Origin of the sequence: Tessaracoccus coleopterorum, assembly GCF_011174705.1 — a bacterium.
GTDB lineage: Bacteria > Actinomycetota > Actinomycetes > Propionibacteriales > Propionibacteriaceae > Arachnia > Arachnia coleopterorum.
The window spans coordinates 3,003,998-3,029,310 of sequence record NZ_JAANIJ010000001.1; the positions used below are offsets into that span (position 1 = coordinate 3,003,998).

Annotated in this window: 30 protein-coding genes and 11 pseudogenes; 27 read left to right on the plus strand and 14 right to left on the minus strand. The window is 70.2% G+C overall.

Annotation, left to right across the window (positions count from 1 at the left end; genetic code table 11):
• Nucleotides 1–6: 6 nt before the first annotated feature.
• The 3 genes from G7085_RS19290 to G7085_RS19300 all read right to left on the minus strand — a co-directional run bounded on the left by G7085_RS19290 (nt 7) and on the right by G7085_RS19300 (nt 1,227).
• Nucleotides 7–231, minus strand: a complete 225-nt coding sequence (locus G7085_RS19290) for a hypothetical protein (protein ID WP_197512125.1) — start codon at nt 229–231, stop codon at nt 7–9.
• Between the two features lie 436 nt (nt 232–667).
• A complete protein-coding gene (locus G7085_RS19295; RefSeq protein ID WP_197512126.1) occupies nt 668–898 on the minus strand; it encodes an RNA polymerase sigma factor in 231 nt (76 codons plus the stop codon).
• Complete coding sequence (locus tag G7085_RS19300; protein WP_331716036.1) at nt 892–1,227, minus strand: sigma-70 family RNA polymerase sigma factor; 336 nt, start codon at nt 1,225–1,227, stop codon at nt 892–894. Before G7085_RS19300 ends, G7085_RS19295 begins: the two co-directional genes overlap by 7 nt.
• A gap of 431 nt (nt 1,228–1,658) precedes the next feature.
• Here G7085_RS19300 and G7085_RS33310 point away from each other — a divergent pair, with 431 nt between their 5' ends.
• Together G7085_RS33310 and G7085_RS19315 are read left to right on the plus strand one after the other, a co-directional pair.
• Nucleotides 1,659–1,898 carry a COG4315 family predicted lipoprotein gene (locus G7085_RS33310; RefSeq protein WP_197512128.1) on the plus strand — a complete coding sequence of 80 codons (240 nt, stop codon included), beginning with the start codon at nt 1,659–1,661 and terminating at the stop codon, nt 1,896–1,898.
• A gap of 2 nt (nt 1,899–1,900) precedes the next feature.
• Nucleotides 1,901–2,302, plus strand: coding sequence for a DUF2231 domain-containing protein (locus G7085_RS19315; protein WP_197512129.1), 402 nt, complete (start codon nt 1,901–1,903; stop codon nt 2,300–2,302).
• Nucleotides 2,303–2,345: 43 nt separating this feature from the next.
• On the opposite strand, the pseudogene G7085_RS19320 reads toward G7085_RS19315, so the two are convergent.
• Nucleotides 2,346–4,499: pseudogene (locus G7085_RS19320) on the minus strand (DEAD/DEAH box helicase).
• A gap of 236 nt (nt 4,500–4,735) precedes the next feature.
• Here G7085_RS19320 and ffh point away from each other — a divergent pair.
• The 6 genes and pseudogenes from ffh to G7085_RS35635 all read left to right on the plus strand — a co-directional run bounded on the left by ffh (nt 4,736) and on the right by G7085_RS35635 (nt 8,304).
• Nucleotides 4,736–6,240: pseudogene (gene ffh, locus G7085_RS31175) on the plus strand (signal recognition particle protein).
• Between the two features lie 71 nt (nt 6,241–6,311).
• The gene (locus tag G7085_RS33315; protein ID WP_331715807.1) at nt 6,312–6,878 is read left to right on the plus strand and encodes an amidohydrolase family protein; all 567 of its coding nucleotides are present in this window, start codon (nt 6,312–6,314) and stop codon (nt 6,876–6,878) included.
• Nucleotides 6,875–7,237: an amidohydrolase family protein gene (locus tag G7085_RS33320; RefSeq protein ID WP_331715808.1), complete on the plus strand. Its 363-nt coding sequence runs from the start codon at nt 6,875–6,877 to the stop codon at nt 7,235–7,237. The genes G7085_RS33315 and G7085_RS33320 overlap by 4 nt, the downstream gene beginning before the upstream one ends.
• A 151-nt stretch (nt 7,238–7,388) precedes the next feature.
• A complete protein-coding gene (locus G7085_RS19335; RefSeq protein WP_197512130.1) occupies nt 7,389–7,697 on the plus strand; it encodes a hypothetical protein in 309 nt (102 codons plus the stop codon).
• Nucleotides 7,640–8,041 (plus strand): annotated as a pseudogene (locus G7085_RS35630) (S49 family peptidase); the annotation flags it as partial. The gene G7085_RS19335 and the pseudogene G7085_RS35630, both read left to right, overlap by 58 nt.
• Nucleotides 8,042–8,118: 77 nt before the next feature.
• A complete protein-coding gene (locus G7085_RS35635) occupies nt 8,119–8,304 on the plus strand; it encodes a S49 family peptidase (protein WP_408647230.1) in 186 nt (61 codons plus the stop codon).
• A gap of 305 nt (nt 8,305–8,609) precedes the next feature.
• Here G7085_RS35635 and G7085_RS19345 read toward each other — a convergent pair whose 3' ends face one another.
• A complete protein-coding gene (locus G7085_RS19345) occupies nt 8,610–8,954 on the minus strand; it encodes a metallopeptidase family protein (RefSeq protein ID WP_197512132.1) in 345 nt (114 codons plus the stop codon).
• 199 nt (nt 8,955–9,153) lie between these two features.
• On the opposite strand from G7085_RS19345, the gene rpsP reads away from it, so the two are divergent.
• From rpsP to G7085_RS31180, 5 genes and pseudogenes are all read left to right on the plus strand, one after another.
• Nucleotides 9,154–9,618, plus strand: a complete 465-nt coding sequence (gene rpsP / locus G7085_RS19350; RefSeq protein WP_197512133.1) for a 30S ribosomal protein S16 — start codon at nt 9,154–9,156, stop codon at nt 9,616–9,618.
• A gap of 2 nt (nt 9,619–9,620) precedes the next feature.
• The gene (locus G7085_RS19355; RefSeq protein ID WP_197512134.1) at nt 9,621–9,890 is read left to right on the plus strand and encodes an RNA-binding protein; all 270 of its coding nucleotides are present in this window, start codon (nt 9,621–9,623) and stop codon (nt 9,888–9,890) included.
• 74 nt (nt 9,891–9,964) lie between these two features.
• Nucleotides 9,965–10,549: a ribosome maturation factor RimM gene (gene rimM / locus G7085_RS19360; RefSeq protein WP_197512135.1), complete on the plus strand. Its 585-nt coding sequence runs from the start codon at nt 9,965–9,967 to the stop codon at nt 10,547–10,549.
• Nucleotides 10,482–10,988: pseudogene (locus G7085_RS19365) on the plus strand (hypothetical protein). The gene rimM and the pseudogene G7085_RS19365 overlap by 68 nt, the downstream one beginning before the upstream one ends.
• Entirely contained in the window at nt 10,960–11,184 is a 225-nt protein-coding gene (locus G7085_RS31180; RefSeq protein ID WP_331715809.1) for a hypothetical protein, read from the plus strand. The pseudogene G7085_RS19365 and the gene G7085_RS31180 overlap by 29 nt, the downstream one beginning before the upstream one ends.
• 131 nt (nt 11,185–11,315) lie before the next feature.
• Here the strand turns inward: G7085_RS31180 and G7085_RS27900 are convergent, their stop codons facing one another.
• Nucleotides 11,316–11,534 carry a hypothetical protein gene (locus G7085_RS27900; RefSeq protein WP_231979726.1) on the minus strand — a complete coding sequence of 73 codons (219 nt, stop codon included), beginning with the start codon at nt 11,532–11,534 and terminating at the stop codon, nt 11,316–11,318.
• Nucleotides 11,535–11,641: 107 nt separating this feature from the next.
• On the opposite strand from G7085_RS27900, the gene G7085_RS27905 reads away from it, so the two are divergent.
• The 14 genes and pseudogenes from G7085_RS27905 to G7085_RS27935 all read left to right on the plus strand — a co-directional run bounded on the left by G7085_RS27905 (nt 11,642) and on the right by G7085_RS27935 (nt 20,054).
• Nucleotides 11,642–11,968: a hypothetical protein gene (locus G7085_RS27905; protein WP_231979727.1), complete on the plus strand. Its 327-nt coding sequence runs from the start codon at nt 11,642–11,644 to the stop codon at nt 11,966–11,968.
• Nucleotides 11,965–13,965 (plus strand): annotated as a pseudogene (locus G7085_RS31185) (fumarate reductase/succinate dehydrogenase flavoprotein subunit). The gene G7085_RS27905 and the pseudogene G7085_RS31185 overlap by 4 nt, the downstream one beginning before the upstream one ends.
• Nucleotides 13,962–14,710 (plus strand): annotated as a pseudogene (locus G7085_RS19380) (succinate dehydrogenase/fumarate reductase iron-sulfur subunit). Before G7085_RS31185 ends, G7085_RS19380 begins: the two co-directional pseudogenes overlap by 4 nt.
• Before the next feature lie 211 nt (nt 14,711–14,921).
• Nucleotides 14,922–15,271, plus strand: a pseudogene (gene rplS / locus G7085_RS19385) (50S ribosomal protein L19).
• A gap of 116 nt (nt 15,272–15,387) precedes the next feature.
• Nucleotides 15,388–16,143 carry a signal peptidase I gene (lepB, locus tag G7085_RS19390; RefSeq protein ID WP_331715810.1) on the plus strand — a complete coding sequence of 252 codons (756 nt, stop codon included), beginning with the start codon at nt 15,388–15,390 and terminating at the stop codon, nt 16,141–16,143.
• Nucleotides 16,144–16,165: 22 nt separating this feature from the next.
• Nucleotides 16,166–16,823: pseudogene (locus G7085_RS19395) on the plus strand (ribonuclease HII).
• Between the two features lie 20 nt (nt 16,824–16,843).
• Nucleotides 16,844–17,164: a DUF2469 domain-containing protein gene (locus G7085_RS19400; protein ID WP_197512136.1), complete on the plus strand. Its 321-nt coding sequence runs from the start codon at nt 16,844–16,846 to the stop codon at nt 17,162–17,164.
• A gap of 196 nt (nt 17,165–17,360) precedes the next feature.
• Nucleotides 17,361–17,609 carry a YraN family protein gene (locus G7085_RS19405; RefSeq protein ID WP_331716037.1) on the plus strand — a complete coding sequence of 83 codons (249 nt, stop codon included), beginning with the start codon at nt 17,361–17,363 and terminating at the stop codon, nt 17,607–17,609.
• 10 nt (nt 17,610–17,619) lie between these two features.
• Nucleotides 17,620–18,399: pseudogene (locus tag G7085_RS35640) on the plus strand (magnesium chelatase domain-containing protein); the annotation flags it as partial.
• Nucleotides 18,287–18,517, plus strand: coding sequence for an ATP-binding protein (locus G7085_RS27925; protein WP_231980717.1), 231 nt, complete (start codon nt 18,287–18,289; stop codon nt 18,515–18,517). The pseudogene G7085_RS35640 and the gene G7085_RS27925, both read left to right, overlap by 113 nt.
• Nucleotides 18,501–18,605 (plus strand): annotated as a pseudogene (locus G7085_RS31190) (ATP-binding protein); the annotation flags it as partial. The gene G7085_RS27925 and the pseudogene G7085_RS31190, both read left to right, overlap by 17 nt.
• A gap of 97 nt (nt 18,606–18,702) precedes the next feature.
• A pseudogene (locus G7085_RS27930) lies at nt 18,703–19,005 on the plus strand (magnesium chelatase subunit ChlI family protein); the annotation flags it as partial.
• A gap of 115 nt (nt 19,006–19,120) precedes the next feature.
• The gene (locus G7085_RS31195; protein ID WP_197512137.1) at nt 19,121–19,609 is read left to right on the plus strand and encodes a DNA-processing protein DprA; all 489 of its coding nucleotides are present in this window, start codon (nt 19,121–19,123) and stop codon (nt 19,607–19,609) included.
• Between the two features lie 19 nt (nt 19,610–19,628).
• A complete protein-coding gene (locus G7085_RS27935; RefSeq protein ID WP_197512138.1) occupies nt 19,629–20,054 on the plus strand; it encodes a DNA-processing protein DprA in 426 nt (141 codons plus the stop codon).
• Between the two features lie 267 nt (nt 20,055–20,321).
• Here the strand turns inward: G7085_RS27935 and G7085_RS19425 are convergent, their stop codons facing one another.
• The 8 genes from G7085_RS19425 to G7085_RS19455 are packed head-to-tail and all read right to left on the minus strand — an operon-like array spanning nt 20,322 to nt 25,276.
• On the minus strand, nt 20,322–21,113 hold the full coding sequence (locus G7085_RS19425; RefSeq protein ID WP_197512139.1) for a prenyltransferase/squalene oxidase repeat-containing protein: 792 nt from the start codon (nt 21,111–21,113) through the stop codon (nt 20,322–20,324).
• Nucleotides 21,038–21,682 (minus strand): hypothetical protein, encoded by a 645-nt coding sequence (locus G7085_RS19430; protein ID WP_197512140.1) that lies wholly within the window; start codon nt 21,680–21,682, stop codon nt 21,038–21,040. Before G7085_RS19430 ends, G7085_RS19425 begins: the two co-directional genes overlap by 76 nt.
• Before the next feature lie 30 nt (nt 21,683–21,712).
• Entirely contained in the window at nt 21,713–22,069 is a 357-nt protein-coding gene (locus G7085_RS27940; protein ID WP_231979728.1) for a hypothetical protein, read from the minus strand.
• 20 nt (nt 22,070–22,089) lie between these two features.
• Nucleotides 22,090–22,428 carry an ECF transporter S component gene (locus G7085_RS33325; protein WP_331715811.1) on the minus strand — a complete coding sequence of 113 codons (339 nt, stop codon included), beginning with the start codon at nt 22,426–22,428 and terminating at the stop codon, nt 22,090–22,092.
• Complete coding sequence (locus G7085_RS19440) at nt 22,389–22,556, minus strand: hypothetical protein (RefSeq protein ID WP_197512141.1); 168 nt, start codon at nt 22,554–22,556, stop codon at nt 22,389–22,391. The genes G7085_RS33325 and G7085_RS19440 overlap by 40 nt, the downstream gene beginning before the upstream one ends.
• Nucleotides 22,526–23,410 (minus strand): ATP-binding cassette domain-containing protein, encoded by an 885-nt coding sequence (locus G7085_RS19445; RefSeq protein WP_197512142.1) that lies wholly within the window; start codon nt 23,408–23,410, stop codon nt 22,526–22,528. The genes G7085_RS19440 and G7085_RS19445 overlap by 31 nt, the downstream gene beginning before the upstream one ends.
• 13 nt (nt 23,411–23,423) lie before the next feature.
• A complete protein-coding gene (locus G7085_RS19450) occupies nt 23,424–24,137 on the minus strand; it encodes an ABC transporter ATP-binding protein (protein WP_197512143.1) in 714 nt (237 codons plus the stop codon).
• Entirely contained in the window at nt 24,134–25,276 is a 1,143-nt protein-coding gene (locus tag G7085_RS19455; RefSeq protein WP_197512144.1) for an energy-coupling factor transporter transmembrane component T, read from the minus strand. The genes G7085_RS19450 and G7085_RS19455 overlap by 4 nt, the downstream gene beginning before the upstream one ends.
• Nucleotides 25,277–25,313 lie beyond the last annotated feature (37 nt).

A 25,313-nucleotide genomic window follows, 5' to 3' on the forward strand; every position in this document is an offset into this window, starting at 1 on the left:
CCCGCGTCAGAGGCCGGCCTTCGCCCACACCCGATCATCGGGTGTGACCAGCTCGACGCCGGTCACGGGCCTCCCGTCGGTCGGCACGAGCCAGGTGCCGGAGGTGTCCTGCCCGTACGCCTGGCCGGACACCTTCCAGGTGCCACCGCTGGTGCGCGACCCGTCGTCGCCGATCAGCACGCACTCGTAGGTCGCTCCCGGTCGTGCCGCCGTGACGCTGAGCACCAGCATCGCGCCGTGCCCGAGGTCGACGACACCGGCGCTGCCGACCCGGCCCCGTCGGCGGTCAGCAGCGGTGACGCCTGCGCAGCCACCGCCGTCTGGGGCGCCTCAGGGTCCGGCTGACCGCGAGGATCCCGAGCGTGGCCGTCGTGCCGAGCACCGCGCCGAGCAGCAGCGCCGCGGCGACCAGCCACTGCCACCGCGGGCGGGCGACCGGGGAGGGGCGCTCGCTGGCAGGGCGGTGCCTGCCGCGACCACCCTCTCCGTGAAGCCCGCGGGCGGTGCGATCGAGGGGGCGGCCGCCACAGTGAGGCGGACGGCGTCCTCGTAGCCCTGAAGGGCCGCCGCGCAGTGGGGCAGCCGCTGAGGTGGGCCGCGACACCACGGTCGCCCCGCGCCTGGCCGAGCGCCAGCGCCACCAGGGTGTCGTCGTCGAGATGGCCGGTCATGATTCTCCCTCCACCGCGCGCCGCAGGCGCGCCAGCCCTGTCCTGATCCGGGTCTTCGCCGTGCCCAACGGGATGCCCTCGTGGTCGGCGACCTCCTGCGCGGTGTGGCCCGCAACCGTCGCCAGGAGCACGGCCCGCGCCTGCTCCGGCGGCAGTTCTCGCAGGTGCCCCGCGGCCTCCGCGGCCTCCAACTGGTCGTCGATCGCGTCGGACGGGTCACTCAGCACCCGGCGATCAGTTGCTCGAGTGCCGCCGCGTCGGTCGCAACGGTGCGGCGCGCCCGCACCGCGTCGATGGCGAGGTTGCGGGTGATGGTCAGCAGCCACGTCAGTGCCGAACCGCGCCCGGGGTCGTAACCGGCCGCGGCCCGCCAGGCCCGCAGGAACGCCTCCTGGGCCACCTCCTCAGCGAGTCCCCGGTCGCGCGTGATGGACAGCGCGAGCCCGAAGACGCGACCCTCGAAGCGCTGCACGAACTCGACCGCGGCCAACTCCTCGCCCGAGGCGAGGGCGGCCAGCAGGTCGCGGTCACCCGAGCGGTCGGTAAGCGGGAACACCAACACATCCCTTGATACGGGCACGGCGCCCGGGGATTGCGCCGCGGCGCAATCCCTCCGCCCGACCCGGCCGTATCACGGACGACCCCTCAAACGGGGCCGGCGTCGCCCGGGCGACGTCCGTCACCATCAGGAGGACCCATGTCCATTCGCCCATTCTCCCGCTCCGCGGCCGCCCTCGTCGCAGTTGCAGCGGTCGGCCTGCTTGCGGCCTGCGGCTCCGGCTCGCCGACCACCCCCGACTACGCGGCCACGAGCGCTCCGGCGACCAGCGCCCCCGCGACGAGCGCCCCGGTCACCAGTGCCCCGGCCACCGAGGCCCCTGCCGCACTGACGCTCGCCATGGCCGACTCATCGCTCGGGAAGATCCTCGTCGACGGCAACGCGATGACGCTGTACCTGTTCACCAACGACAGCCCCGGAAAGAGCGCGTGCGAGGGCAGTGCCTCGTCAACTGGCCGCCGCTGCTCGGGAAGCCCGCCGCCGGTGCCGGCGTCGACGACTCGCTGCTCGGGTCGTTCCAGCGCGCCGACGGCACCACCCAGGCCACCTACAACGGCTGGCCCCTGTACTACTGGAAGAACGACACGGCGCCCGGCGACGTGACCGGCCAGAACGTCCAGGGCGTGTGGTTCGTGATCGACCGCGACGGCAACAAGGTCGTGGGATAGCCGTGTTCGGGCTCCCGCTCCACCCGCTGGTGGTCCACGCGGCGGTGGTGTTCATCCCGCTCGCGGCGCTGGGCGCCGTGCTCGTCGTGCTGATGGCACGCGTGCGGGAGCGCTACGCGGGCCTCACCGTCACGGTCGGTGTGCTCGCCGTCATCGCCGCGTTCGCCGCGCGGCTCACCGGCCCGCTGCTCGCCGACCACCTCGGGCTCGCGGGTACCGCACTGATCGCCCGGCACCAGAGCCTCGGGAGCTGGATGCCGTGGGTCACCCTTCTCCTCGCCGTGGCCCTGCCGCTGCACCTGCTGGCGCGCAGGGCGGCCAGGGACGGGACCGGCCCCGGGTCGCCATCAGCGGTGCCGCGACAATCGCATCGGCGCTCGCCACCCTCACCATGGTCGCCCTGACCGGTGAGGCGGGAGCGAGCGCCGTCTGGGGCTGACGCCCGCCTCAGGCCACCGAGGCCAGCGCGAGCGGCAGCACCGCGTCCGCCCCGGCCCTGCGGAGCAGCCTGCCCGCCACCGTCATCGTCCACCGTGAATCGATCAGGTCGTCGACCAGCAGCACCGGGCCGCCCAGCCCGAGAGGCGGGCCGCCATGGCGGGCGGCACCTCGAAGCGTGACCACAGGTCGCGCACCCGGAAGGCGCTGTTGGCGGCGGGCGCGGCGGTGCCAGCGTGCAGCGTGAGCGGCCCGAGCACCTCGAGGCGCCCCGCGCGGGCGATGCCGGTCGCCAACGCCTCCACCAGACGGGGGCGACCCACGCCCGGCACCCAGGCCACGGCGACCGGGCGTTCGGCCCAGTCCCACTTCTTCAGCACCCGCAGGCAGGCTGAGGCAAGTGCCGGGGCAGCTCGCGGTCGACCGGGCGGCCGTCGTGGTCGGGGGCGAACAGGTCCCGCAGGGCCGTGCCGTAGCCGAGATCGGTCAACCGGGCGAGCACGCGTCCCTCCCGACCTGCTCGTCGACCGGGAGCTTTCCCTTGACCGCGCGGCCGTCGGTGGTGACCCCGAGCCGGTCGAGGCCCTGTGGCCACATGGCCCGCGGTGGCACCGCGACCCCGACCCGGTCGAGAGAGGAGCGGGCCCCCGCCTCGGAGTCGAGCGAGATGTCCGTGGGGTACCACGGCCCGGCGCAGGCGTCGCACCGGCCGCAGGGGGTGCTGGCGGGGTCGTCGAGGGAGCGCGTCAGGAACTCCATCCGACAGCTCGTCAGGTCCTGGTAGGCGAGCATCGAGCGCTGCTCGGCGACCCGTGCCTCCGCGATCCGGTCGTAACGGGCGCCGTCGTAGACCCACGGCGTGCCCGTCGCGCTCCAGCCGCCCTGTCCGTACTCGACGGCGCCGTCGACGGCCAGCACCTTCAGCAGCAGCTCCAACTGGCCACGCCGCAGGTCGACCCGGGCCTCCAACGCCCCACCGACAGCGGCCGGTCGGCCTCGCCGAGCGCGGTGAGGACGGCGTCTGCACGCGCCCGCGTGGGCATGGCGTTGGTGGCGAAGTAGTGCCAGATGTCGCGGTCCTCGCGGCCCGGCAGCAGCAGCACGTCGGCGCTGTCGGTGGCACGCCCGGCGCGGCCGACCTGTTGGTAGTAGGCAACCGGTGAGCTGGGGGAGCCGAGGTGCACCACGAAGCCCAGGTCGGGCTTGTCGAAGCCCATCCCGAGCGCCGAGGTGGCGATCAGGGCCTTCACCTCGTTGCGCTTCAGCGCCTCCTCGGCGGCGAGACGTTCGGCGGGCTCCGTGCGCCCCGTATAGGGCAGCACCCGGTGGCCGGCCTTCGTGAGCAGGGCTGCGGTCTCGTCGGCGGAGGCCACCGTGAGGCAGTAGACGATGCCGCTTCCCGGCAGGTCGGCCAGGTGCTGCGTGAGCCAGGCCAGCCGCCGCCAGGACGTGCCGAGCTCGAGCACGCCGAGCCGGAGCGACCCGCGCGCGAGAGGCCCCCGCAGCGTGAACACCTCGTGCCCGCCGGCCGCCATCTGCTCGGCGACATCGGTGACGACGCGCTCGTTGGCGGTCGCGGTGGTCGCGAGCACCGGCACGTCGGCCGGCAGCTCGGCGATCAGTGTGCGGATCCTGCGGTAGTCGGGCCGGAAGTCGTGCCCCCAGTCGCTGATGCAGTGTGCCTCGTCGATCACGAGCAGCCCCGCGGTGCCGATGAGCCGCGGCAGCTGCTCGGCCCGGAACCGCGGGTTCACCAGGCGCTCGGGGAGACCAGCAGCACGTCGACGGCGTCGGCATCCAGGAGCGACTCGATGTCTCCCACTCGGTGATATTGGCGGAGTTGATCGCGGCGGCCCGCACCCCGGCGCGCCCGGCCGCCTCCACCTGGTCGCGCATCAGGGCGAGCAGCGGGGAGACGATCAGGGCGGGCCCGGCGCCCGCGCGGCGCTGCAACAGCGCCGCGATGAAGTAGACGGCCGACTTGCCCCACCCGGTGCGCTGCACCACGAGCGCCCGTCGGTGGTCGGCGACCAGCGCCTCGATCGCCTCGAACTGCCCGGGGTGGAAGCGCGCATCGGGATTGCCGGTGAGCGCGCGCAGGATCCCGAGGGCCTCGTCGTGCAGCCCGTCCGGGCCGCGGGAGACCGCGCCGCGGTCCGGCACCCTCGCCGCAGGTCGCTCCGGCCGACGGCCCGTAGGCACCGCCTCGGCCAGGTCGGCTGGCGGCTCGTCCCAGGGATCGGGCGGCAGCTCATCGAGCTCCGGCGGCGGCTCCCCATTCCAGTGCGCTGTCATGCGCCCTACTCTTGCACGCCGCCACGACAGGTCGGCTTGGGCCGCAGGTGGGGCTCTGAGTATCCTTGGGTCGTTCACGCTCACCTGCGAAGGGGTCACCCAAAGTGTTCGACACGCTGCAAGATCGCCTCGCGACCGTATTCAAGGGGCTCCGCTCCAAGGGTCGCCTCTCCGAGGCGGACATCGACGCCACCATGCGCGAGATCCGGATCGCGCTGCTGGAGGCCGACGTCAACCTTGCGGTCGTCAAGGAGTTCGTGGCGGCGGTCAAGACGCGCGCGCTCGACGCCGAGCTGTCCAAGGCGCTCAACCCGTCGCAGCAGATCATCAAGATCGTCAACGAGGAGCTCATCTCCATCCTCGGCGGTGAGGCCCGCACCATCCGGTTCGACAAGCGCCCCCGACGGTCATCATGCTCGCCGGCCTCCAGGGCGCCGGTAAGACGACGCTGGCGGGCAAGCTCGGCCGCTGGCTGCGGGAGAACAGGCACGCGCCGCTGCTGGTGGCCGCCGACCTCCAGCGCCCCAACGCCGTCAACCAGCTCCAGATCGTCGGCGAACGCGCCGGCGTCCACGTGTTCGCCCCGAACCGGGCAACGGCATCGGCGATCCCGTCGACGTCGCCCGCCGCGCCATCGCCCACGCAGAACAGAAGCTCTACGACGTCGTCATCGTCGACACCGCCGGCCGCCTGGGCGTCGACCAGGAACTGATGCGTCAGGCCGCCGACATCAAGGCCGCCGTCAACCCCGCCGAGACGCTGTTCGTCGTGGACGCCATGATCGGCCAGGACGCCGTCAACACGGCCAAGGCCTTCGACGAGGGTGTCGGCGTCGACGGCGTCGTCCTCACCAAGCTCGACGGTGACGCCCGCGGTGGCGCAGCGCTGTCGATCGCGCGCGTGCTCGGCAAGCCGATCATGTTCGCCTCCAGCGGCGAGGGCCTCGGCGACTTCGACATGTTCCACCCCGACCGGATGGCCTCGCGCATCCTCGGCATGGGCGACATGCTCTCCCTCATCGAGCAGGCGGAGAAGACGTTCGACGCCGAGCAGTCGCGCGCCGCCGCCGAGAAGCTGATGGGGAAGAACCAGTTCGGTCTGCAGGACTTCCTCTCCCAGATGCAGCAGCTCCGCAAGATGGGCCCCATGTCGAAGATCCTCGGCATGCTTCCCGGCGCGGGGCAGTTCAAGGACGCCATCAACGAGATCGACGAGAAGGAGATCGACCGCATCGAGGCGATCATCCACTCCATGACCCCGGCCGAGCGCGACAACGTGTCGATCCTCAACGGGTCGCGCCGCGCTCGCATCGCCAAGGGCGCGGGCGTCCAGGTCTCCGAGGTCAACAAGCTGGTCAACCGCTTCGTCGAGGCCCGCAAGATGATGGAGTCGCTCGCCGGCGGCGGCATGCCAGGGATGCCCGGCATGGGTGGCCGGCGGGCGGGAGCCAGGAAGCAGCAGGGCAAGAAGGGCCGCAAGGGCGGCGCCCGTCCGGCCCCCGCCCCGTGCAGCAGCAGCCGCAGGCCCGCAGATCCCGGCCTCGATGGACGACTTCCAGCTGCCGCCCGAGCTGGCGAAGATGTTCAACGAGAACAAGCCGAAGTTCTGATCCAGGAGGCGAGATGACCGTGCCGTTGCACATCAAGGGTGTGTTCCTCCGGAGGGCGTGACCCGGGAGGTGTGGATCGATGGGGCGTCCTGCACGACGAGCCGGTCGCGGGCGCCCGGACGATAGCCACGTCCGGCTTCGTCATCCCGGGCCTGGTTGACGCGCACAGCCACATCGGGCTCGGCCCCGACGGCGCCGTCAGCGCTGAGACGGCCCGCAGGCAGGCGCTCGCCGACCTCGCCGCCGGCGTCATGCTGATCCGTGATGCCGGGTCGCCGTCCGACACGACCTGGATCCAGCAGGACCCGATGCTGCCCCGCCTGGTGCGGGCCGGCCGGCACGTCGCCCGCCCGAAGCGCTACCTGCGCAACCTCGGCGTCGAGGTGGAGCCCGAGGGCCTCGTCGACGCCGTCCGCGGGCAGGCCCGCGCCGGCGACGGCTGGGTCAAGCTGGTGGGCGACTGGATCGACCGGTCGGTCGGCGACCTCGCACCGCTCTGGCCCGCCGACGTCGCCGCCGAGGCGATCGCCGCCGCACATGCGGAGGGTGCCCGGGTCACGGCGCACTGCTTCGGTGAGCAGGCCGTCGCGGAGCTGGTGGCCGCGGGATCGACTGCATCGAACACGGCACCGGCATGACCGACGACGTGATCGCCGACATGGCGGCCCGCGGCACCGCCCTGGTCCCGACCATGATCAACCTGGCCCGGTTCCCGATGTACGCGGCCCCCGCGCGGGAGAAGTACCCGACGTACTTCGCACACATGACCGACCTGTACGCCCGCAGAAAGACGACCATCCGCCACGCGATCGAGGCCGGGGTGCAGGTGTACTCGGGTACCGATGCAGGCACCGTCGTGCCGCACGGTGGCATCGGTGAGGAGATCGAGGAGTTGGCCGAGGTCGGGGGCAACCTGTTCGCGCTCGGGCCGCGAGTTGGCGGGCCCGCGCATGGCTCGGCGCCGACGCGCTCGACACCGGCGCGAGCGCCGACCTGATCGTGCTTCCCGACGATCCGCGCGAGGACATCTCGGCCATCTACCGGCCGACCGCCCTGGTGCTCCGCGGCAACGTCGTCGCCTGACAAGGCGTGACTCGGTGGGCCGGTAGCATGGCCCGACCAGCGATCCACCGACCACGGAAGCCAGGATGGACACCGATCCCACCCAGAACACACCCGATCCAGTGACCCCGGAGCCGCAGCCACGGCCCGACGTGCAGCAGTGGCCCGCCCCGCAGGCACCCGGCGCGGCACGCACCGCGGCCGCCACCATCCCGAGCGCCCTCAGGGGCCTTCCGCAAGGGCTTCGGCTGGGGGCAGGCGTCGGCACCGGCCTCGCGCTCGTCGGCACCGTCATCGGGCCATCAGCACGATCGGGCTCATCATCGGCACGCTCGCGATGGCGGCCACCACGCTCGGCAGCGCGACCACCAACGACGTCATCTGGGGTCCGGTGAGGGACGGCTCCGTGCCATCCGCATCGAGGGAGCCATCATGGCGGAGGGTCCGGGGAGGCCTGCTCTCGGCCGGCACCTACGGCTACGACATCGCCGCCGAGCTCGACGCCCTCGACAAGGACGACGCGTCAGGTGTCGTGCTGCTCGTCAACACCCCGGGCGGGAGCATCAGCGGGTCCAAGGCCATCGCGGATGCCATCGTCCGCTACCAGGAGCGCACCGACCAGGTGGTCCTCGTGCACGTCTCCGAGATGTCCGCCTCGGGCGGCGTCTACGCCACGGCGCCGGCCGACGAGATCATCGCCGACCACGGCACGCTCGTCGGGTCGATCGGCGTCATCATGGGCCCGTTCACCCACTACGACGGCGTCACGGCAACCGGCAGCACGCTGCTCGAGCAGGGGTCACCACCACCGGCGGGATCACGAGCGACTACTTCACGGCAGGCACAGGCAAGGACTTCGGCAACCCGTTCCGCGCCGTCACCGAGGAGGAACGGGCGCACTACCAGGCGGGCATCGATGCCGAGTATGCGAAGTTCGTCTCCCATGTGTCGAAGTACCGTGACATCCCCGAGGCCGAGATCAGGGCGAGCTCGGTGCGCTGATCTTCGACCCGACGCGGCGTCGGCCAACGGGCTCATCGACGCCGTGATGGGCCGCGACGAGTTCTTCCGGCACGCGGCCGAGGCCGCGGGGCTCGACCCTGACGACACGGCGGTCGAGGCCGCGATGGCCGAGGTCGGATGGGCCTCGCTGCTCGGCATCAGCCAGGCGCTCCCGGTGGGGATGGCGCCCGCGGTGGAGCAGGGCCCCGGTATCACCCCGGTGCTCAACGCCGGCATCTGCTCAGGCACCCGGCCGCTGGTCTACGCGGGGGACATCGGGGCGGTCTGCGGCTGATCCGGGCGCCTCATCCCCAGCCCAGTTCGTGGAGGGCGTCCTCCTCGATGCCGTGGTAGTGGCCGAGCTCATGGACGAGCGTGATCCAGATCTCGTCGTAGAGTTCGTCCTCGTCGAGGCACATGCGCGACAGCGGGCCCTGGAACAGGACGATGCGGTCGGGCAGCTGCCCGTACCCGTAGTCGCCGCGCTCGGTCAGGGCCGTGCCCTCGTAGACGCCGAGCGTGTCGGAGCCGTCCTCAGGTTCGTCCTCGACCACGAAGATGAGGTTGTCGAGCCCCTCGACCAGCTGCTCGGGCAGTTCGGCGAGGGCCTCCTCAACGAGGGCCTCGAAGTCATCTCCTGAAATCTCCATCGCCGGCAAGCCTAGCCGCGCACCGATGTTTGGGCGGTAGGGGTCACTTCTGGCAGAATGTCACTGCACCTTCTTCGCCTGTGCCCTCTCACGCGGGCGGGAGGCCCATAGGTTTGCGCTGAGTGTGCCCCACACGCGACGCGCGTCCATCCAGCTCGTCTGCCCGGCAGACACCTTGAGTAACAGGAGAACCACACCAGTGGCTACCAAGATCCGCCTGAAGCGTCTCGGCAAGATTCGCTCGCCCCACTACCGCATCATCGTCATCGACTCGCGCGCCAAGCGCGACGGTCAGGCCATCGAAGAGATCGGCCTGTACCACCCGAAGAACGACCCCAGCGTGATCCGCGTCGACTCGGAGCGCGCGCAGTACTGGCTGTCCGTCGGCGCCCAGCCGACCGAGGCCGTCGTCGCGATCTTCAAGCGCTCCGGCGACTGGCAGAAGTTCACCGGCGACAAGACGCCGGCCGGCATCGACCCGCAGCCTGAGCGTCGCGACCGTGACGCAGCGTTCGCCGCCGCCCTGGCCGAGGACGCCAACGCGACCGCGCCCGCCATCTCCAAGGCCAAGAAGAAGGTCGACGAGGATGCAGCCAAGAAGGCCGCCGAGGCTGAGGCACCCGCCGCGGCCGACGAGGCCGAGGCTCCCGCCGAAGAGGCCTGAGCGTGCTCGCCGATGCCCTTGAGCACCTCGTCGCCGGGATCGTCTCGAACCCCGACGATGTGACCGTCAAGGACAAGGACCTGCGACGCGGCCGGCTCCTCGAGGTGCGTGTGCACCCCGATGACGTCGGCAAGGTGATCGGCCGTCAGGGCCGCACCGCGCAGGCCCTGCGCACGGTCATCGCCGCGCTGGCCGGTAAGGAGAGCGTCCGGGTCGACTTCGTCGACGTGGACCGCCCCGCCGCCGCTGAAGCGACACTGATCGCCGGTTGAGAGCTCCGAGCCCTCAACCGGCGATTTTCTTTACACCACAGCACGTTCGAGGAAACAACACGAGGAGTCGGATCATGACCGGACTGGTCGAGGTGAGGGTCGGCAAGGTGGGGAGGCCCCACGGCATCAAGGGTGATGTCGCGATCGACCTGCGCACCGACGAGCCGGCACGCAGGTTCACGGTGGGTGGGAAGCTGCGGCTGGGTGACACCGACCGCTCGGTCGAGATCGGCACCGTCCGCTGGCACAAGGGCCGCGTCGTGGTCTCCTTCGTCGGGTACCCCGACCGCTCCGCCGTCGAGACCCTGACGGGGCAGTGGCTGAGCGTCGACGTCCCGGCCGACGAACGGCCCAGTGAACCGGAGGAGTACTTCGACAGGCAACTGGTCGGCCTCGACGTGCTCGACCACACCGGCCGGAGAGTGGGCACCGTCGCGGAGGTGCTGCACATGCCCGCCCAGGATCTGCTGCGACTCGACGTCGACGGAACCGAGCGGCTCGTGCCGTTCGTCTCCGCTCTCGTGCCCGGCGTCGACCTCGAGGAGGGAGTCATCCGGCTCGCCGACGTCCGGGCCTGCTGGAGGACGACGAATGAGGCTCGACGTCGTCACGATCTTCCCCGACTACTTCGCCCCGCTCGGCCTGAGCCTCGTCGGTAAGGCGATCGCCTCCGGGACGGTTGGCCTCGCGGTCCACGACCTGCGGGACTGGACCCATGACCGGCACAACACCACCGACGACACGCCGTACGGTGGGGAGCCGGAATGGTGATGAAGCCCGAGCCGTGGGGGAGGCGCTCGATGCGCTCGAGGCGATGGATCCGGCCCCCATGACGATCGTCGTCCCCACCCCGCGGGCCGCCCCTTCAATCAGGAACTCGCCTACGAACTGGCCGCGAAGCAGCGGCTGGTGTTCGCCTGCGGGCGCTACGAGGGCATCGACCAGCGGGTGATCGACCACTGCAGGGACCGCTACGAGGTCATCGAGGTGAGCCTCGGCGACTATGTGCTCAACGGGGAGAGGTGGCGGCGCTGGCCATCACGGAGGCCGTTGTCAGGTTGCTTCCCGGGTGATCGGCAACCCCGAGTCGCTCCATGAGGAGTCGCACTCGGCGGGCAATGCGCAGTTGCTGGAGTACCCGAACTACACCAAGCCGTCGATCTGGCGCGACAGGGCCGTGCCCGAGGTGCTGCTCAGCGGAAACCACGCACTCATCGCCAGTTGGCGTCGGGAGAAGGCGATCGAGCGCACCAGGGCCACCCGCCCCGACCTGCTCGACGACGACATAACGTAACGCCAGGTGCGCGTAAATAGGCCTGCCAGCGCGTCTTTGGGCTAATCGGCCCCCTCCTCATTCCGGAGGCCCAGGTTGGCTAGAGTGTGCGCGTGGCAACAACACTCACGATCCATCAGCGAGCGTTACGATCAACGGTCGTCAAGAAGGTCATCATGGCGGTGACCGGCTTGATCATGATCGCTTTCCTGCTCATGCACATGTACGGCAACCTCAAGGCGTTCATGGGCGCCGAGGCGTTCGACCATTACGCGCACTGGCTGAAGTCCGACATCCTGTACCCGATCCTTCCCAAGGGCTGGTTCATCTGGGTGTTCCGCTTCGGCCTCGTGGCGGCGGTCGTCCTGCACATCTGGTCGGCGGCTTCACTCTCCCTGAAGACCATCGCCGAGCGGGCCCCAAGTACGTCAACTACAAGCGTCAGGTCCAGACCTACTCCGCGCGCACCATGCGCTGGGTGGCGTCATCGTCCTGGCCTTCCTCATCTTCCACCTCATCCAGTTCACCATCGTGCCGGGCTCGTTCGGGGCGAAGCTGCCTCCCGTACACGATGCTCATCGCGAGCTTCACCAAGGTCTGGATGGTCGCCCTTTACACCATCTGCATGGTCCTGGTCTGCATGCACGTGCGGCACGGCTTCTGGAGCGCCTTCACCACGCTGGGCGCCAACACGTCCGCCAACGCGCGCAAGTGGCTCAACATCCTTGCGATCATCGTGGCAGTCGCACTGTTCGTGGGCTTCATGAGCATGCCCGTGGCCGTCCTGTTTGGAGCAATCTCGTGACCGACACCATCACCACCAACCAGTTCTGGGCCGTCGGCGACGAGATCGAAGACACCAAGGCTCCCACCGGCATCGAGATCAACAAGGTGTGGCAGACCCGGCAGTTCCAGGCCCGCCTGGTCAACCCCGCCAACCGCCGCAAGCTGAGCGTCATCATCGTCGGCACCGGACTCGCCGGTGGCGCCGCCGCCGCGACGCTCGGTGAGGCCGGCTACAACGTCCTCAACTTCTGTTACCAGGACAGCCCGCGCCGCGCCCACTCGATCGCCGCCCAGGGTGGCATCAACGCCGCCAAGAACTACCGCAACGACAACGACTCGACGTACCGGCTGTTCTACGACACGGTCAAGGGCGGCGACTACCGCGCCCGTGAGACGAACGTCTACCGCCTCGCGGAGGTCTCCGCCAACATCATCGACCAGTGCGTCGCTCAGGGCGTCCCGTTCGCCCGTGAGTACGGCGGTCTGCTCGACACCCGCTCGTTCGGCGGCGTGCAGGTGCAGCGCACCTTCTACGCCCGCGGCCAGACCGGTCAGCAGCTGCTGATCGGCGCGTACCAGCAGCTGGAGCGCCAGGTCGCTGCGGGCACCGTGAAGATGTACACCCGCCACGAGATGGTCGAGCTGATCGTCGTCGACGGCAAGGCCCGCGGCATCGTGACCCGCAACATGGTCAACGGCAAGGTCGAGACCTGGACGGCCGACGCGGTCGTGCTCGCCACCGGCGGCTACGGCAACGTCTTCTTCCTGTCGACCAACGCGATGGGCTGCAACGTCACGGCGACGTGGCGCGCGCACCGCAAGGGTGCCTACTTCGGCAACCCCTGCTTCACGCAGATCCACCCGACCTGCATCCCGGTGCACGGCGAGACCCAGTCGAAGCTGACGCTCATGTCCGAGTCGCTGCGTAACGACGGCCGGATCTGGGTGCCCAAGAAGGCTGAGGACTGCGGCAAGGATCCCCGCCAGATCGCAGAGGCCGACCGCGACTACTACCTGGAGCGGATCTACCCGGCGTTCGGCAACCTGGTGCCGCGCGACATCGCGTCGCGTCAGGCGAAGAACATGTGCGACGAGGGCGCGGTGTCGGCCCGCCGTCGTCGAGACCGGTGCGGACGGCGTCGAGCGTCAGGTGCGTCGCGGTGTCTACCTCGACTTCTCCGACGCGATCAACCGCCTGGGGCAGAAGGCCGTCGAGAACAAGTACGGCAACCTGTTCGACATGTACGCGCAGATCACGGGTGAGAACCCGTACGAGACGCCGATGCGCATCTACCCGGCCGTGCACTACACGATGGGTGGCCTCTGGGTCGACTACGACCTGCAGTCCTCCATCCCCGGCCTGTACGTCACAGGTGAGGCGAACTTCTCCGATCACGGTGCGAACCGTCTCGGCGCCTCCGCCTTGATGCAGGGCCTCGCCGACGGTTACTTCGTGTTGCCGAACACCATCAACGACTACCTCGCTGATGCCCCGTTCGACAAGCTCGCCGACGACCACCCCGCCGTGGCCGAGGCGAAGGCGTCCGCGCAGGGCCGCATCGATACGCTGCTGTCCATCCAGGGCACCCGCTCGGTCGACTCCTACCACAAGGAACTCGGCCACATCATGTGGGAGTACTGCGGCATGGAGCGCACCGAGGAGGGTCTGAAGAAGGCCATCGGTCTCATCCAGGAGCTCCGCGAGGACTACTGGAAGAACGTGCGCGTCACCGGCAAGAACGAGGACTTCAACCAGGCCCTCGAGCGTGCCGGCCGCGTCGCCGACTTCATGGAGCTCGGCGAGCTGATGTGCGTCGACGCCCTGCACCGCCGCGAGTCCTGCGGCGGCCACTTCCGTGCGGAGTCCCAGACCCCGAGGGTGAGGCCCTGCGCCACGACGACGAGTTCCTCTACGTCGCGGCCTGGGAGTGGAACGGCGAGGGCAACGTGCCGGTCCTGCACCGCGAGCCCCTCAACTACAAGGCAATCGAACTCAAGCAACGGAGTTACAAGTGAAGCTCAAGCTACGTATCTGGCGTCAGGCCGGCCCTGAAGCAGCCGGTCGGATGGTCGAGTACGACCTGGACGGCGTGTCGGAGGACATGTCGTTCCTGGAGATGCTTGACCTCCTCAACGAGAACCTCACCGACCGCAACGAGGAACCCGTCGCGTTCGATCACGACTGCCGTGAGGGCATCTGCGGCATGTGTGGCGTCGTCATCAACGGCATCGCGCACGGTGGTTCGGCCACGACCACCTGCCAGCTGCACATGCGGTCCTTCTCGGACGGCGCGACGATCGACATCGAGCCGTGGCACGCGGGTGCATTCCCGGTGATCAAGGACCTCGCGGTCGACCGCAACGCCTTCGACCGGATCATCCAGGCGGGCGGCTTCATCTCCTCGAACACCGGTTCGGCTCCGGACGCTCACGCGACCCCGGCCCGAAGCGCGAGGCGGACAAGGCCTTCGACAACGCCACCTGCATCGGCTGCGGCGCCTGCGTCGCGGCCTGCCCGAACAGCTCGGCCATGCTGTTCACCTCGGCGAAGATCACGCACCTCGCGATGCTTCCCCAGGGCCAGCCCGAGCGCTACCGCCGCGTCAAGGCGATGGTCGCGCAGCACGACGAGGAAGGCTTCGGCAACTGCACCAACATCGGTGAGTGCGCCGCGGTCTGCCCGAAGGGCATCCCGCTCGAGTCGATCGCCCAGCTGAACCGCGACCTGATCGCGTCGCTGTTCAAGGCCGACGGCAAGTAGCACCCGACCCGGGACGAGGGGCGGCGCTTCGGCGCCGCCCCTCTGCGTTCCCCCGGATTTCCGCAAGCCGTGGCCGGGATGCAATAATTGGCAGTCGTTGCCCGTTCCGGGCAATCCCTTCAAGCGCGGCTCCTGCCACAGGGGAAAGCCCGCGCGCGACAGGGCGGAAACTACCCGCGGTGGCCTGTGGCGCTGACGGAAGGCAAGAAACATGACAAACAAGCTGATCCTGGACATCGACCAGGCGTCGCTGCGCGACGACATCCCCGACTTCCGCGCAGGCGACAACGTCCGCGTCCACGTGCGCGTCATCGAGGGCAACCGCTCCCGTGTCCAGGTGTTCGCAGGCGTCGTCATCGCCCGCAACGCCGGCGGCATCCAGGAGGCCTTCACCGTCCGCAAGGTGAGCTTCGGTGTGGGCGTCGAGCGCACCTTCCCGCTGCACTCCCGATCATCGAGAAGATCGAGGTTGAGCGCCGCGGTGACGTCCGTCGCGCCAAGCTGTACTACCTCCGCGGCCTCCGCGGCAAGGCAGCCAAGATCAAGGAGAAGCGCGCCTGAGCGCAGGCCCTCCTCCGGACCGCCGGGTCGACTCTTGTCGGCCCGGCGGTTCCGCGTCCGGGCGCCGCGGAACCCGGCGGTATGCTCAGTGGGTAGTTCGATCCGGAGGATAGCCAGTGGAGACCACAACACCTGACCGGGCAGCCGACACCCGTCCCGGAGCGGCCTCAGGCCTCGGACGGCGGATCCTCGGCTGGCTGACCGAGGGCCTCCTCATCATCGTGGGCGCCATCGTCATCGCCACCCTGCTGCGAACCTTCGTCGGGCAGATGTTCATCATCCCGTCCGGCTCCATGCAGAACACCCTCCAGGTCAACGACCGCGTGCTCGTGTCGAAGTTCGGCGGCTTCCAGCGTGGGGACGTCGTCGTGTTCGAGGATCCCGGCGACTGGCTCCCACCCACGCCTCCGGTCACCAACCGGTTGCAGATCGCGCTCGAGTTCATCGGCGTGCTGCCGAACTCGGGCACCGAGCACCTGATCAAGCGGGTCATCGGCATGCCAGGCGATCACGTCCGCCTCGCTGACGACGGCAGGATCGAGGTCAACGGCGTCGCCCTCGACGAGGCCGCGTATCTGTACTCCGAGAACGGTGTCCAGGTCGCTCCCGCGAGCGTGCCTTTCGACATCGTCGTCCCGAAGGACGCCATCTTCGTGATGGGTGACCACCGCAACCAGTCCAACGACTCGCGCTGCCGTCTGGCCAACGTCTCCAGCAGCCCGGGGAGAGCGCGTTCGTGCCTGTCGACAAGGTGGTCGGCGCCGCCGTCGCGATCGTGGCGCCACTGGACCGCCTTTCCACCTTCACCCTTCCAGAGACGTTCACCAGGGTGCCTGCACCCTCCGATCCCGCACCAGACAAGCCCGACCTGATCCACGTGGAGCCTGGCTGCTGATGATCCGACTGGGGCGCGGCGCCTACGGCTATGAGAGGGCCCTCGCCCGGGCCGGGCTCGGTCCCGTCGCGGGCGCGGACGAGGCGGGCCGCGGCGCCTGCGCCGGCCCACTGGTGGCCGCCGCCGCGATCCTCGACCCCGCCCGGCCCATCGCAGGATTGGACGATTCGAAGGCGCTGACGGCGGCCGCGAGGAGGCGGCTGTTCGACGAGATCCAGCACCGCGCGGTCGCCGTTGCCGTTGCCGTCATCGGGCCCGAGGAGTGCGACACCCTGGGATGCACCAGGCCGACCTGCACGGGTTGCGCCGGGCCGTCGGCCGCCTGGACGTGGCGGCGAACTTCGTCATCACGGACGGCTTCCCGGTCGACGGGCTCGGGGTGCCGGGCGTCGCGATGTGGAAGGGGACAAGGTCTCGGCCTGCGTCTCGGCGGCCTCCATCGTGGCGAAGGTGACCCGCGACCAGATCATGGAGGACTACGACGACACGTACCCCGACTACGGCTTCGCTGTGCACAAGGGGTACTGCACGTCGATGCATCAGGCGGCGCTCGACACGGTCGGACCTTCGCCGATCCACCGGTGGTGCTTCGACAATGTGGCCCGCCTCGCGCCGGGTGGCCGATCATCGCTCCCGACGCGGCCCGTCGCTTCCTGAACGGCTAGAGTGGGCTCACCATGAGTGCCGATGACCTTGAACAGTACGAGAGCAAGCTCGAGCTCGACCTGTACCGCGAGTACAAGGACGTGGTCGGCATCTTCACCTACGCGGTCGAGACCGAACGTCGGTTCTACCTCTGCAACGCTGTCGACCTGAAGGTCCGCACCGAGGGCGGCGACGTCTACTACGAGGTGTCCATGGGCGACGCGTGGGTGTGGGACATGTACCGGCCCGCGCGGTTCGTGAAGTCGGCGAAGGTGCTGACCTTCCGCGACGTGTCGATCGAGGAGATCGCCCACTCCGAGCTCGAGGTCCCCGACGCCGAATCGCGGGGCTGATCAGGCCGATCGGCCTGTGGATTGACGTGATCCGCTGAGCCCACCTCCCGAACATGAGGGTGGAGGTGGATCAGATGGCAACTGCAACACAGGCCCTCGGTCGGCGCGGCGAGGACGAGGCCGCCCGGTTCCTCGAGGGCTCGGCTGGGAACTACTGGAGCGCAACTGGCGCTGCCGGGAGGGCGAGGCCGACATCATCGCGCGCGACCCGGAGGCGGACGCGCTCGTGGTCGTCGAGGTCAAGACGCGCGCGGGCACCGGGTACGGGTCACCGCTGGACGCCATCACGTTCGAGAAGGCCCGCCGGCTCAGGTGGCTCGCGGCGATCTACGCTCGGCAGAGCGGCCGCCGGGTGCGGCGGCTGAGGGTCGATGCCATCGGCATCCTCTGGCCGCGGGGCCAGCGGTTCCGGCTCACCCACGTGCGCGGGATCGAGGAGCGGTGAGGGCCTCGGCATGGTCGGTGGCGCTCACCGGCATCGAGGGGTCGTCATCGAGGTGGAGGCCGCCAAGGGCGGTGGGCTCACCCGCACCCAGCTCGTCGGCCTCCCCGACAAATCGCTCAGCGAGGCGAAGGACAGGGTCAAGGCCGCGGCCACGGCGTGTGCCCTCCCATGGCCCGACGGGCTCCTCACCATCAACCTGTCGCCGGCGAACCTTCCGAAGTCCGGCTCTCACTACGACGTCGCGATTGCGGTGGCCGCGGTGGTCGCCGACGGGGGCCGCCCCGGAACTGCTGGGCCGCACGGTGCTGTTCGGCGAACTCAGCCTCGACGGCCGGATCCGCAACGTGCGCGGGTGTTGCCCGCGATGCTCGCCGCCGCGCGGGCGGGCTTCGAGCGTGCCATCGTGCCGAGCGCGCAGGTGGGGAGGCGGAGCTGGTGCCCGGCCTCACGGTGTGGGAGCCGGCCGGATGGACGAGGTGATGGACATCCTGCGGGGAATCCCGGTGCCCAGCCCGAGCGAGTCGGCCGCCAGTTCGTCGCTGCCGCCCGTCGAGGCGGAGGCCACCCGCCCCGACCTGTCCGAGGTGGTCGGCCACTCGACGGGCGGTTCGCGTTGGAGGTTGCGGCTGCCGGGCGACATCACATCTTCCTCACGGGGCCCCGGGGTCGGCAAGACGATGCTGGCGTCCCGGCTGCCCTCGCTGTTACCCGACCTGTCGCAGGAGGAGTCGCTGGAGGTGTCCGCCATCCACTCGCTGGCAGGCCACCAGCTGCAAGGCCTTGTCTCGCGCCCGCCGTACGCCGACCCCACCACTCCGTCACGCACGTCGCACTGCTCGGCGGCGGCTCGGGGAGCTGAAGCCGGGCGCGATCTCGCTCGCGCACCGCGGGGTGCTGTTCCTCGATGAGTGCCCCGACTTCGGGCAGAAGCTCGACGGGCTGCGCACGCCCCTGGAGAGCGGCACCATCACGATCAGCAGGGCGCGGGCCACGGCGCTGTTCCCGGCCCGGTTCCAGCTGGTGCTCGCTTCGAACCCCTGCCCGTGTGGCCTGTTCGGGTGGCGGGGCGGAGTGCCGCTGCGACAGCGTCAAGGTGCGCCGCTACCGGGAACGGATCAGCGGGCCCATCCTCGACCGGATCGACATCAGGCATCAGATGATCGGCACCAACCGGGTGCTCCTCGACGTGGCGCACGACCCGCCCGAGTCGAGCGCGGTCGTTGCGGTGCGGGTCGCGGAGGCGCGCGACCGGCAGCGGCGGCGCCTCGCGGGCACCCCGTGGGCCACCAATGGCGAGGTCGCGGGGCCGTACCTCCGGCAGCATCTTCCCCTGCCCGATGACCTCAGCCTGCTCAACTCGGCGCTCGAACGCGGCGCGCTCAGCCTTCGGGGCGTGGACAAGGTCCTGCGGGTGGCGTGGACGCTGTCCGATCTGGCAGGTCACGACCGGATGGGGTCCAGGAGCTCAGGCTGGCGCTGCGGCTGCGGCAGGGCGACCAGGCGCAGGCGGCATGATGCTCAGCGAGAGGGAGGCGAGGATGGCGCTCGCCGGGCTGGAACCGCTCGGTGCGACGGTGTTCGCCTCGGCCATGACGCGGTTCACGGCGGCGGAGCTGTGGGACGGGTTTCTCCGGCAGGGCGGATCGTCCTCGTGGGGCAGGAGGGCGACCGCCGTCGACCTGAAGGGCCTCCTGCGCTCCACGGAGTCCTGCGGGGCGCGGTTCGTGATTCCGGGAGACGACGAATGGCCGGCCATGGTGACCGACCTGGGGCGGGCGCAGGTGGGGCAGCAGGCGGGGAACCGGTCGGGCTGTGGGTGCGCGGGGCGCCGCTCACGGGGCTCGAGGGGCGGTGGCGCTGGTGGGGCCCGCGCGGCCAGCGCATACGGGGAGCAGATGTCGACCACGATCGCCGCCGACCTTGCCGCCGCCGGGAGGCCGGTCGTGTCGGGTCTCGCGTTCGGCATCGACGCGGCCGCGCACCGCGGCGCCCTGGGGTGAGGGGCGCACGGTCGCGGTGGTGGCGAGCGGGGTGGACGAGCCGTACCCGACTGCGCACCGTGGTCTCGCGGCCTCAGTGCTCGGATCGGGCAGCATCGTTTCGGAGTTGCCGCCGGGGTCGCGGCCGACCAAGTACGCGTTCCTCGCACGGAACCGGATCATCGCCGCGATGTCCGCAGCGGTGGTGGTGGTGGAGGCGGCGCTCAGGTCCGGTGCGAAGAACACCGCGTCGTGGGCGGGTGCGCTCGGGAGACCGCTGCTGGCCGTGCCCGGCCCGGCGACGTCGTCGCTTTCGGCAACGCCCCACCGGTTGATCCGCGACGGGGAGGCGATCCTCTGCACCGGGGCGCCCGATGTGGAGGCGGTGCTCGCGCCGCTCGGCGCCGGGCCGGAGGCGCCGTCGAGGGGCGACCCGCGGCCCTCGACCTGCTCCGGCCCGAACTGATCGCGATCAGGGAGGCGGTGGGTCCGCGGGAGGAGGTGGACGCCGCGGTGCTGGTCACCCGGACGGGCAGCGCATGTTGGAGGCGCTGTCGAACGCGCAGGAGTTGGTGGAGCTGGGCTGGCTGGAGGAGCGTGGGGACGGGTTCGCCCTTCCCTCCAGACCGGGCGAGGGCCTCAGCCGTTGAACCTGGCGATGTTGTTGAAGACGTAGCCCTTGGTCCACGTGTAGGCCGGGGCCGGCCGGCCGCGGCTGTGTTGGTGATGTAACTCACCTCGATGTAGCTGCGGCAGCCGTTCCGGCCGCTGACGGTGGTGTCGCACTCGGTGCGCCACGACCGTCCGTCCCTGGTCCAGGTGCCTGTGTAGCCGACCTTTCCGAACCCGCCGAGCCCGTTGGCCGACCAGATGGCGCGCTGGGAGGGAGGTAGGTGAGGTTGTTGAAGACCCAGTCGGTCTCCTGGAAGAAGGTGCCGTCCGCGCGCTGCCTGATGGCGGTGGCCAGGATGTCGGTGCGACAACGCTCAGTCTGGGAGTACGGCTCGCAGGAGGTGCGCCATCTCCGCCCGTTGAACGTGTGGGTGCCCGGGGTCGTGTACACATCGAACGGCTGCGTCAGGCGGTAGAACGTGACCGGCGCGATTGCCAGGATCGCCTGACTGGTGGCCCGCGTCCAGACGGTCCTGGTGACGGGCCTGATGCCGGCGGCCCTGTCGCCCGCGCTGTAGGCGATGGCCCCGGCATCGGCGCCGGAGCCGAGCTGGAGGGTGGTGACCCAGGACCCTGCCTTCGCCGTGGTCGTGGAGTCGAGGTCGGCGAGGGCGGCCGCGACGAGGCCCGTCGTGTTGGAGTTGGGCACCTTGCCTCCCAGCGGGGAGGACTCGTAGGACCCGTTCGTGAGCTGTCTTCCCGTGAGATAGGCGACCGCCCTTTTCAGCGGTGCGGTGGCGGCCTTGTTGCCCTTCGCCTGGGCGGCACGCAGGGCCATCACCACCATCGCGGTGCCGTCCGGGTCGGAGGGTGCCTTGGTGGCAGCGCACGACCTGCCCGCCTGGAAGTACATCGGGAACCCCCGTCGGCGCACTGTTTGCCCGCGATGAAGGACACGGTCTCGACCGGCAGGGCGCCGCTGCGGGCGAGGCCGAGCATGACGAGCGACTGGCCGAAGGCGTTGGTGCCCTTGGACCAGCCCTTCTCACCCGCACCGATGAGAGAGGAGGCAGCCAGCTCGCGCGGGTTCGTGCCCGCGAAGGAGGTGGTGCTGTGCCCGGTGACGGAGAGGGTGAGGAGGGTCTTGCCGATCAGGCCGTTGTCGTTTTCCGGGATCCCGCCGGCGGGATCCGCGAGGGCCTGCCCGGGGAAGACCTTCTCGACGCTGCGCAGCCAGGCGTCGGTGGTGGCCCTAGGGCCGCGCGCGGCCACCCCTGCGAGCACGCCGTCGAGCGTGAGGCCTGGGTTGCCGTGGCCGGCCACCGACTCGAGCATGCCCCCGGCTCCGGTCTGTTTCGAGAGCCAGGTGAATGCCGCGGTGGCGCGGGCGTCGTCGCGTACCTCGGCAGCGGCCGGTGCGGGGACGATCGCCACAGTCGTGGCGATCAGGGAGGCGGCCAGGAGGCCGATGGGAACTCGCATGTCAATCCTTGTCAGTAGGTCCGTGGGCCTCTACCCGCGGGAGGTCTGTGTCGGTTTCCCGGGCATGTGGGTCATACCCGCCGTCGCCTGGTGCGCGACGATGCGCGCCATGCCGGAGGCGCGTTGCAGGACGGTCATCACGGGCCTGCCGAGCAGGAGGATGGCCAGTGCCGTGGTGAGTGCCCGACCCGTGTCCCAGCCGCCGGTCGAGGTCAGGAGCGTGAACCAGCCGAACCGCGCCAGGTTCTCGCCCAGCGGGGCGCCCGGGATGTAGTCGAGGCTGCCCGGTGCACCCGCAATGTCCGAACCGCTGATGAAGGGCCAGAACCACAGGTTCATGAGGGCGCCGTAGGCGTAGGCGGACAGGATCCCCACCGCGATCAGCATCCCGAGCTCCGCCCGGCCCTTCACCCTCCGGGGAGGAGACCCGCGACGAGGCCGACCCAGCCGGCACACATCATCTGGTACGGGAGCCACGGGCCGACCCCTGCGGTGAGGAGGGCGGAGGCGAACAGGGAGGTGAAGCCGAGCAGGTACCCGAAGCCGGGCCCGAAGACCCGACCGGCGAGCACGAGGAGGAAGAACACCGACTCGATGCCTGCGGTTCCGGCCCCCATGGCCGGTCGCAGCGCGGCGTTGACCGCGGACAGGACGCCGAGCACGGCTAGCGATCTGGAATCGAGCCCGCCCTCGGAGACCTGCGCCATCACCAGCAGCAGCACCACGGGAAGCAGGGCGGCGAACACGAAGGGGCTTCACCGGCGTGCTGCGGTGCCACGTCCACCGCCGGGATGATCAGCGGCCAGCCCAGGGCGAAGAGGCCGAGCACGGTGGACAGCCCGATCACGATCCAGGTGCGCTGCCCGAGCGCCACCCCGACGATGGGGCGGGCACCTCGAGCGACTCACCTCGCAGCATGGGCGTACTCCTCGACGGTGAGCACAGGGTCGGGCGCGCGACCTTCGCGACCTGCGTCGCCAGCAGAGCGGAGTCCGCGAGCACGGTGCGGGTCGGACCGTCGGAGACGACCTCGCCCTCGGCCATCACGACGACGCGGGAACAGGTCTGGGCGACCATCTCCACATCATGGGTGGCGATCAGCACCGCCCTTCCCTCGGCCGCAAGCTGTCCGATGATGCGGCTGAGCTCCGCCTTGGCTGCGTAATCCAGGCCGCGGGTGGGCTCGTCCAGCAGCACGACCGGAGGGTTGCCCGCCAGTTCGACGGCCAGGACGACCGCAAGCTTCTGTCCCTCGGACAGGTCCCGTGGATGCGACGTCCCGTCGATCCCCGGCACGAGCCGCCGCAGCAGAGCCAGCGTGGTGCCCGGCTCCAGGTCGGCCGCGGCGTCGCCCGCCCCGCACTCCGCGAAAACCGAGGTCAGGTAGAGCAGGTCGGCGGGGTCTGGGGACGAGCGCGATCCGCTCGGCCACCTCCACCGTGCCGCTGTCGCGGCGCCCGGCCCCTGGATGGCCCACATCAGAGACGACTTGCCGCATCCGTTGCGCCCCATCAGGGCGACGATCTCACCCCGGTGGAGGGTGAGGTCGACGCCCGCCACCGCGAGCTTCTCCGGATAGTCCACCATGATGCCCCTCGCGCTGAGCGCGGCGGACGTCCGCGGAGCGGGAACCGGGAGCGACGGCGGGTTCTCGCGCCAAGCCGAGCGTTGCGGGGCCGCAGATCGGCGACCCTCGCGGATTGTGAGGGGAAGCGGGTGCCAGCCCATCGCCACGCCGAGCTCAACGAGCGGGGCTTGATGGGGAGACCCGCAGCACATCGCGGGTGGCGCCGTGGAGCACCCCGTCGCCGATCAGCAGCACGCTGTCCGCGAACTCGATCACCCGCTCCATCCGGTGCTCGGCGATCACGACGGTGGTGCCGAGGTCGCGGACCAGGCGGCTGATGATGGATAGCACGTCCTCGGCGGCGATCGGGTCGAGGGCCGAGGTGGGCTCGTCCAGCACGAGCACCCTGGGGGAGCTGGCGATCACCGAGCCGATCGCCACCCGCTGCTGCTGCCCGCCCGACAGCGTGCGCAGTGGCCGGTCACGGAGGTCGGCGATGCCGAGCAGGTCGAGGGTCTCCTCAACCCGCCTGCGCATCTCGGCCGGCTCGAACCCCAACTGTTCCATCGAGTAGGCGAGCTCGTCCTCGACGACGTCGGTGACGAACCCTGCAAGCGGGTCCTGCCCGACGTAGCCGACGGTCGTCGCGAGCTCCCTGGGCAGGTTCGACGTGGTGTCCCGACCGTCGATGAACACGCGTCCCGTCCGGATCCCGCCGGTGAACCGTGGCACCAGGTTGTTGATGCAACCCAGCAGCGTCGACTTCCCGCTGCCCGTGGGGCCGACCACGAGGCACAACTCGCCCTCCGCGATCTCGAACGAGACGTGGTCCAGTCGGAGGGTCGGGCTGCTGGCGTAGCGGAAGCTGACGTCGTCGAGGCGGATCATGCGGACCTCCTGGCATTTGGTGGGGGCGTGAGGAAGGCGGGAAGGGCGGCCACGGCGAGCACCGCGAGCAGGAGAAGGTCGAGCGTGGGCCACTGGAACGGATTGACGGAGGGGAACAGGACCGAGGCGTCGCCGTAGGTCGCGATCCAGCCGGTCGTCGCGGCCGGAAGCACACCGCTGACAAGCGCGAGCGTCTCGGCCGCGCGCCAGCGGATCGGCCGGTACTGCGTGCGGCGGACCGTGCGCCCCGCCAGGCGCAGCGCAGACACCGCTGCGCCCCCACCGGCCACCAGGAGTGCGGTCGAGAGCACAGGTACCCCGAGCACCGTGACGTCGCGTGAGGCCGAGACGAAGCGGTAGGCCCAGCCGCCGAGCAGCAGGATGCTCAGCACCCGAGACCGGGCCCAGCGCCCGGTCGCGTGGGTGGCCGTCGCGCTGCGGCCGTAGCCGCGCACGTCCATCGAGGCGGCCAGGGAGAGGGACCGCTCCAACGCGTCGGACAGGACAGGGACGATGATCGTCTCGACGGCACGGAGCCGCTGCCTGCGCCCCTTCACAGGGGCGGGCGCGCGGAGTCGCCGCGCCCGCATCACCCGTTGGAGCGACTCGCCCAGTTGGGGCAGGGCCGACACCGCCACGATCAGCACGGTGCTCAGCTCGTACAGGGCCGCGGGCATGCTCGCCAGCAGCTTCCTGGGGTTGGCGAGAGAGTTGGCGGCACCGAAGCAGACGATCACGGTGGCGAGCCGGGCGCCGTCGTAGAAGCCGGCGAGCAGCGACTCGAGTGAAACCGGCCCCAGCAGCCGGATCCCCTGCACCCAGTAGGGCAGCGGAATCTCCGGCAGGACGAACAGGATGGTCTGCCCGTCGCCGCCACCGAACAGCACCCGGAAGCCGATCCGCACCACGATCACGAACACCGCGAGCCACAGGTAGAGCCTGAACGATCGTGCCCACGGGTTCGCCCCGCGCCGCGAGAATGTCACGAGGCACACCGCGGCGATCAACCCGAGCAGGAAGAGCGGGTTGGACGCGACGGACCCGGCCACCGCGATGCCCAGCGCGTAGCCCCACCATGCGTTGGGATGGAGTTGCCGCGGCAGGAGGAATCGGCGGATCACAGCCCGCGTCGCCGCCACCACACGACTCCGCCACCCAGTCCGATCGCGGCCACTG

What these genes read in the sequence shown, in the direction of transcription:
- G7085_RS19290 (WP_197512125.1), bottom strand. Translation starts at nt 231, where the DNA reads ATGCTGGTGCTCAGCGTCACGGCGGCACGACCGGGAGCGACCTACGAG.
- G7085_RS33320 (WP_331715808.1), top strand. Translation starts at nt 6,875, where the DNA reads ATGACCGACGACGTGATCGCCGACATGGCGGCCCGCGGCACCGCCCTG.
- G7085_RS19335 (WP_197512130.1), top strand. Translation starts at nt 7,389, where the DNA reads ATGGACACCGATCCCACCCAGAACACACCCGATCCAGTGACCCCGGAG.
- G7085_RS19345 (WP_197512132.1), bottom strand. Translation starts at nt 8,954, where the DNA reads ATGGAGATTTCAGGAGATGACTTCGAGGCCCTCGTTGAGGAGGCCCTC.
- rimM (WP_197512135.1), top strand. Translation starts at nt 9,965, where the DNA reads ATGACCGGACTGGTCGAGGTGAGGGTCGGCAAGGTGGGGAGGCCCCAC.
- G7085_RS19400 (WP_197512136.1), top strand. Translation starts at nt 16,844, where the DNA reads ATGAGTGCCGATGACCTTGAACAGTACGAGAGCAAGCTCGAGCTCGAC.
- G7085_RS27925 (WP_231980717.1), top strand. Translation starts at nt 18,287, where the DNA reads ATGCTGGCGTCCCGGCTGCCCTCGCTGTTACCCGACCTGTCGCAGGAG.
- G7085_RS31195 (WP_197512137.1), top strand. Translation starts at nt 19,121, where the DNA reads ATGATGCTCAGCGAGAGGGAGGCGAGGATGGCGCTCGCCGGGCTGGAA.
- G7085_RS19425 (WP_197512139.1), bottom strand. Translation starts at nt 21,113, where the DNA reads ATGTACTTCCAGGCGGGCAGGTCGTGCGCTGCCACCAAGGCACCCTCC.
- G7085_RS19430 (WP_197512140.1), bottom strand. Translation starts at nt 21,682, where the DNA reads ATGCGAGTTCCCATCGGCCTCCTGGCCGCCTCCCTGATCGCCACGACT.
- G7085_RS27940 (WP_231979728.1), bottom strand. Translation starts at nt 22,069, where the DNA reads ATGCTGATCGCGGTGGGGATCCTGTCCGCCTACGCCTACGGCGCCCTC.
- G7085_RS19445 (WP_197512142.1), bottom strand. Translation starts at nt 23,410, where the DNA reads ATGGGCTGGCACCCGCTTCCCCTCACAATCCGCGAGGGTCGCCGATCT.
- G7085_RS19450 (WP_197512143.1), bottom strand. Translation starts at nt 24,137, where the DNA reads ATGATCCGCCTCGACGACGTCAGCTTCCGCTACGCCAGCAGCCCGACC.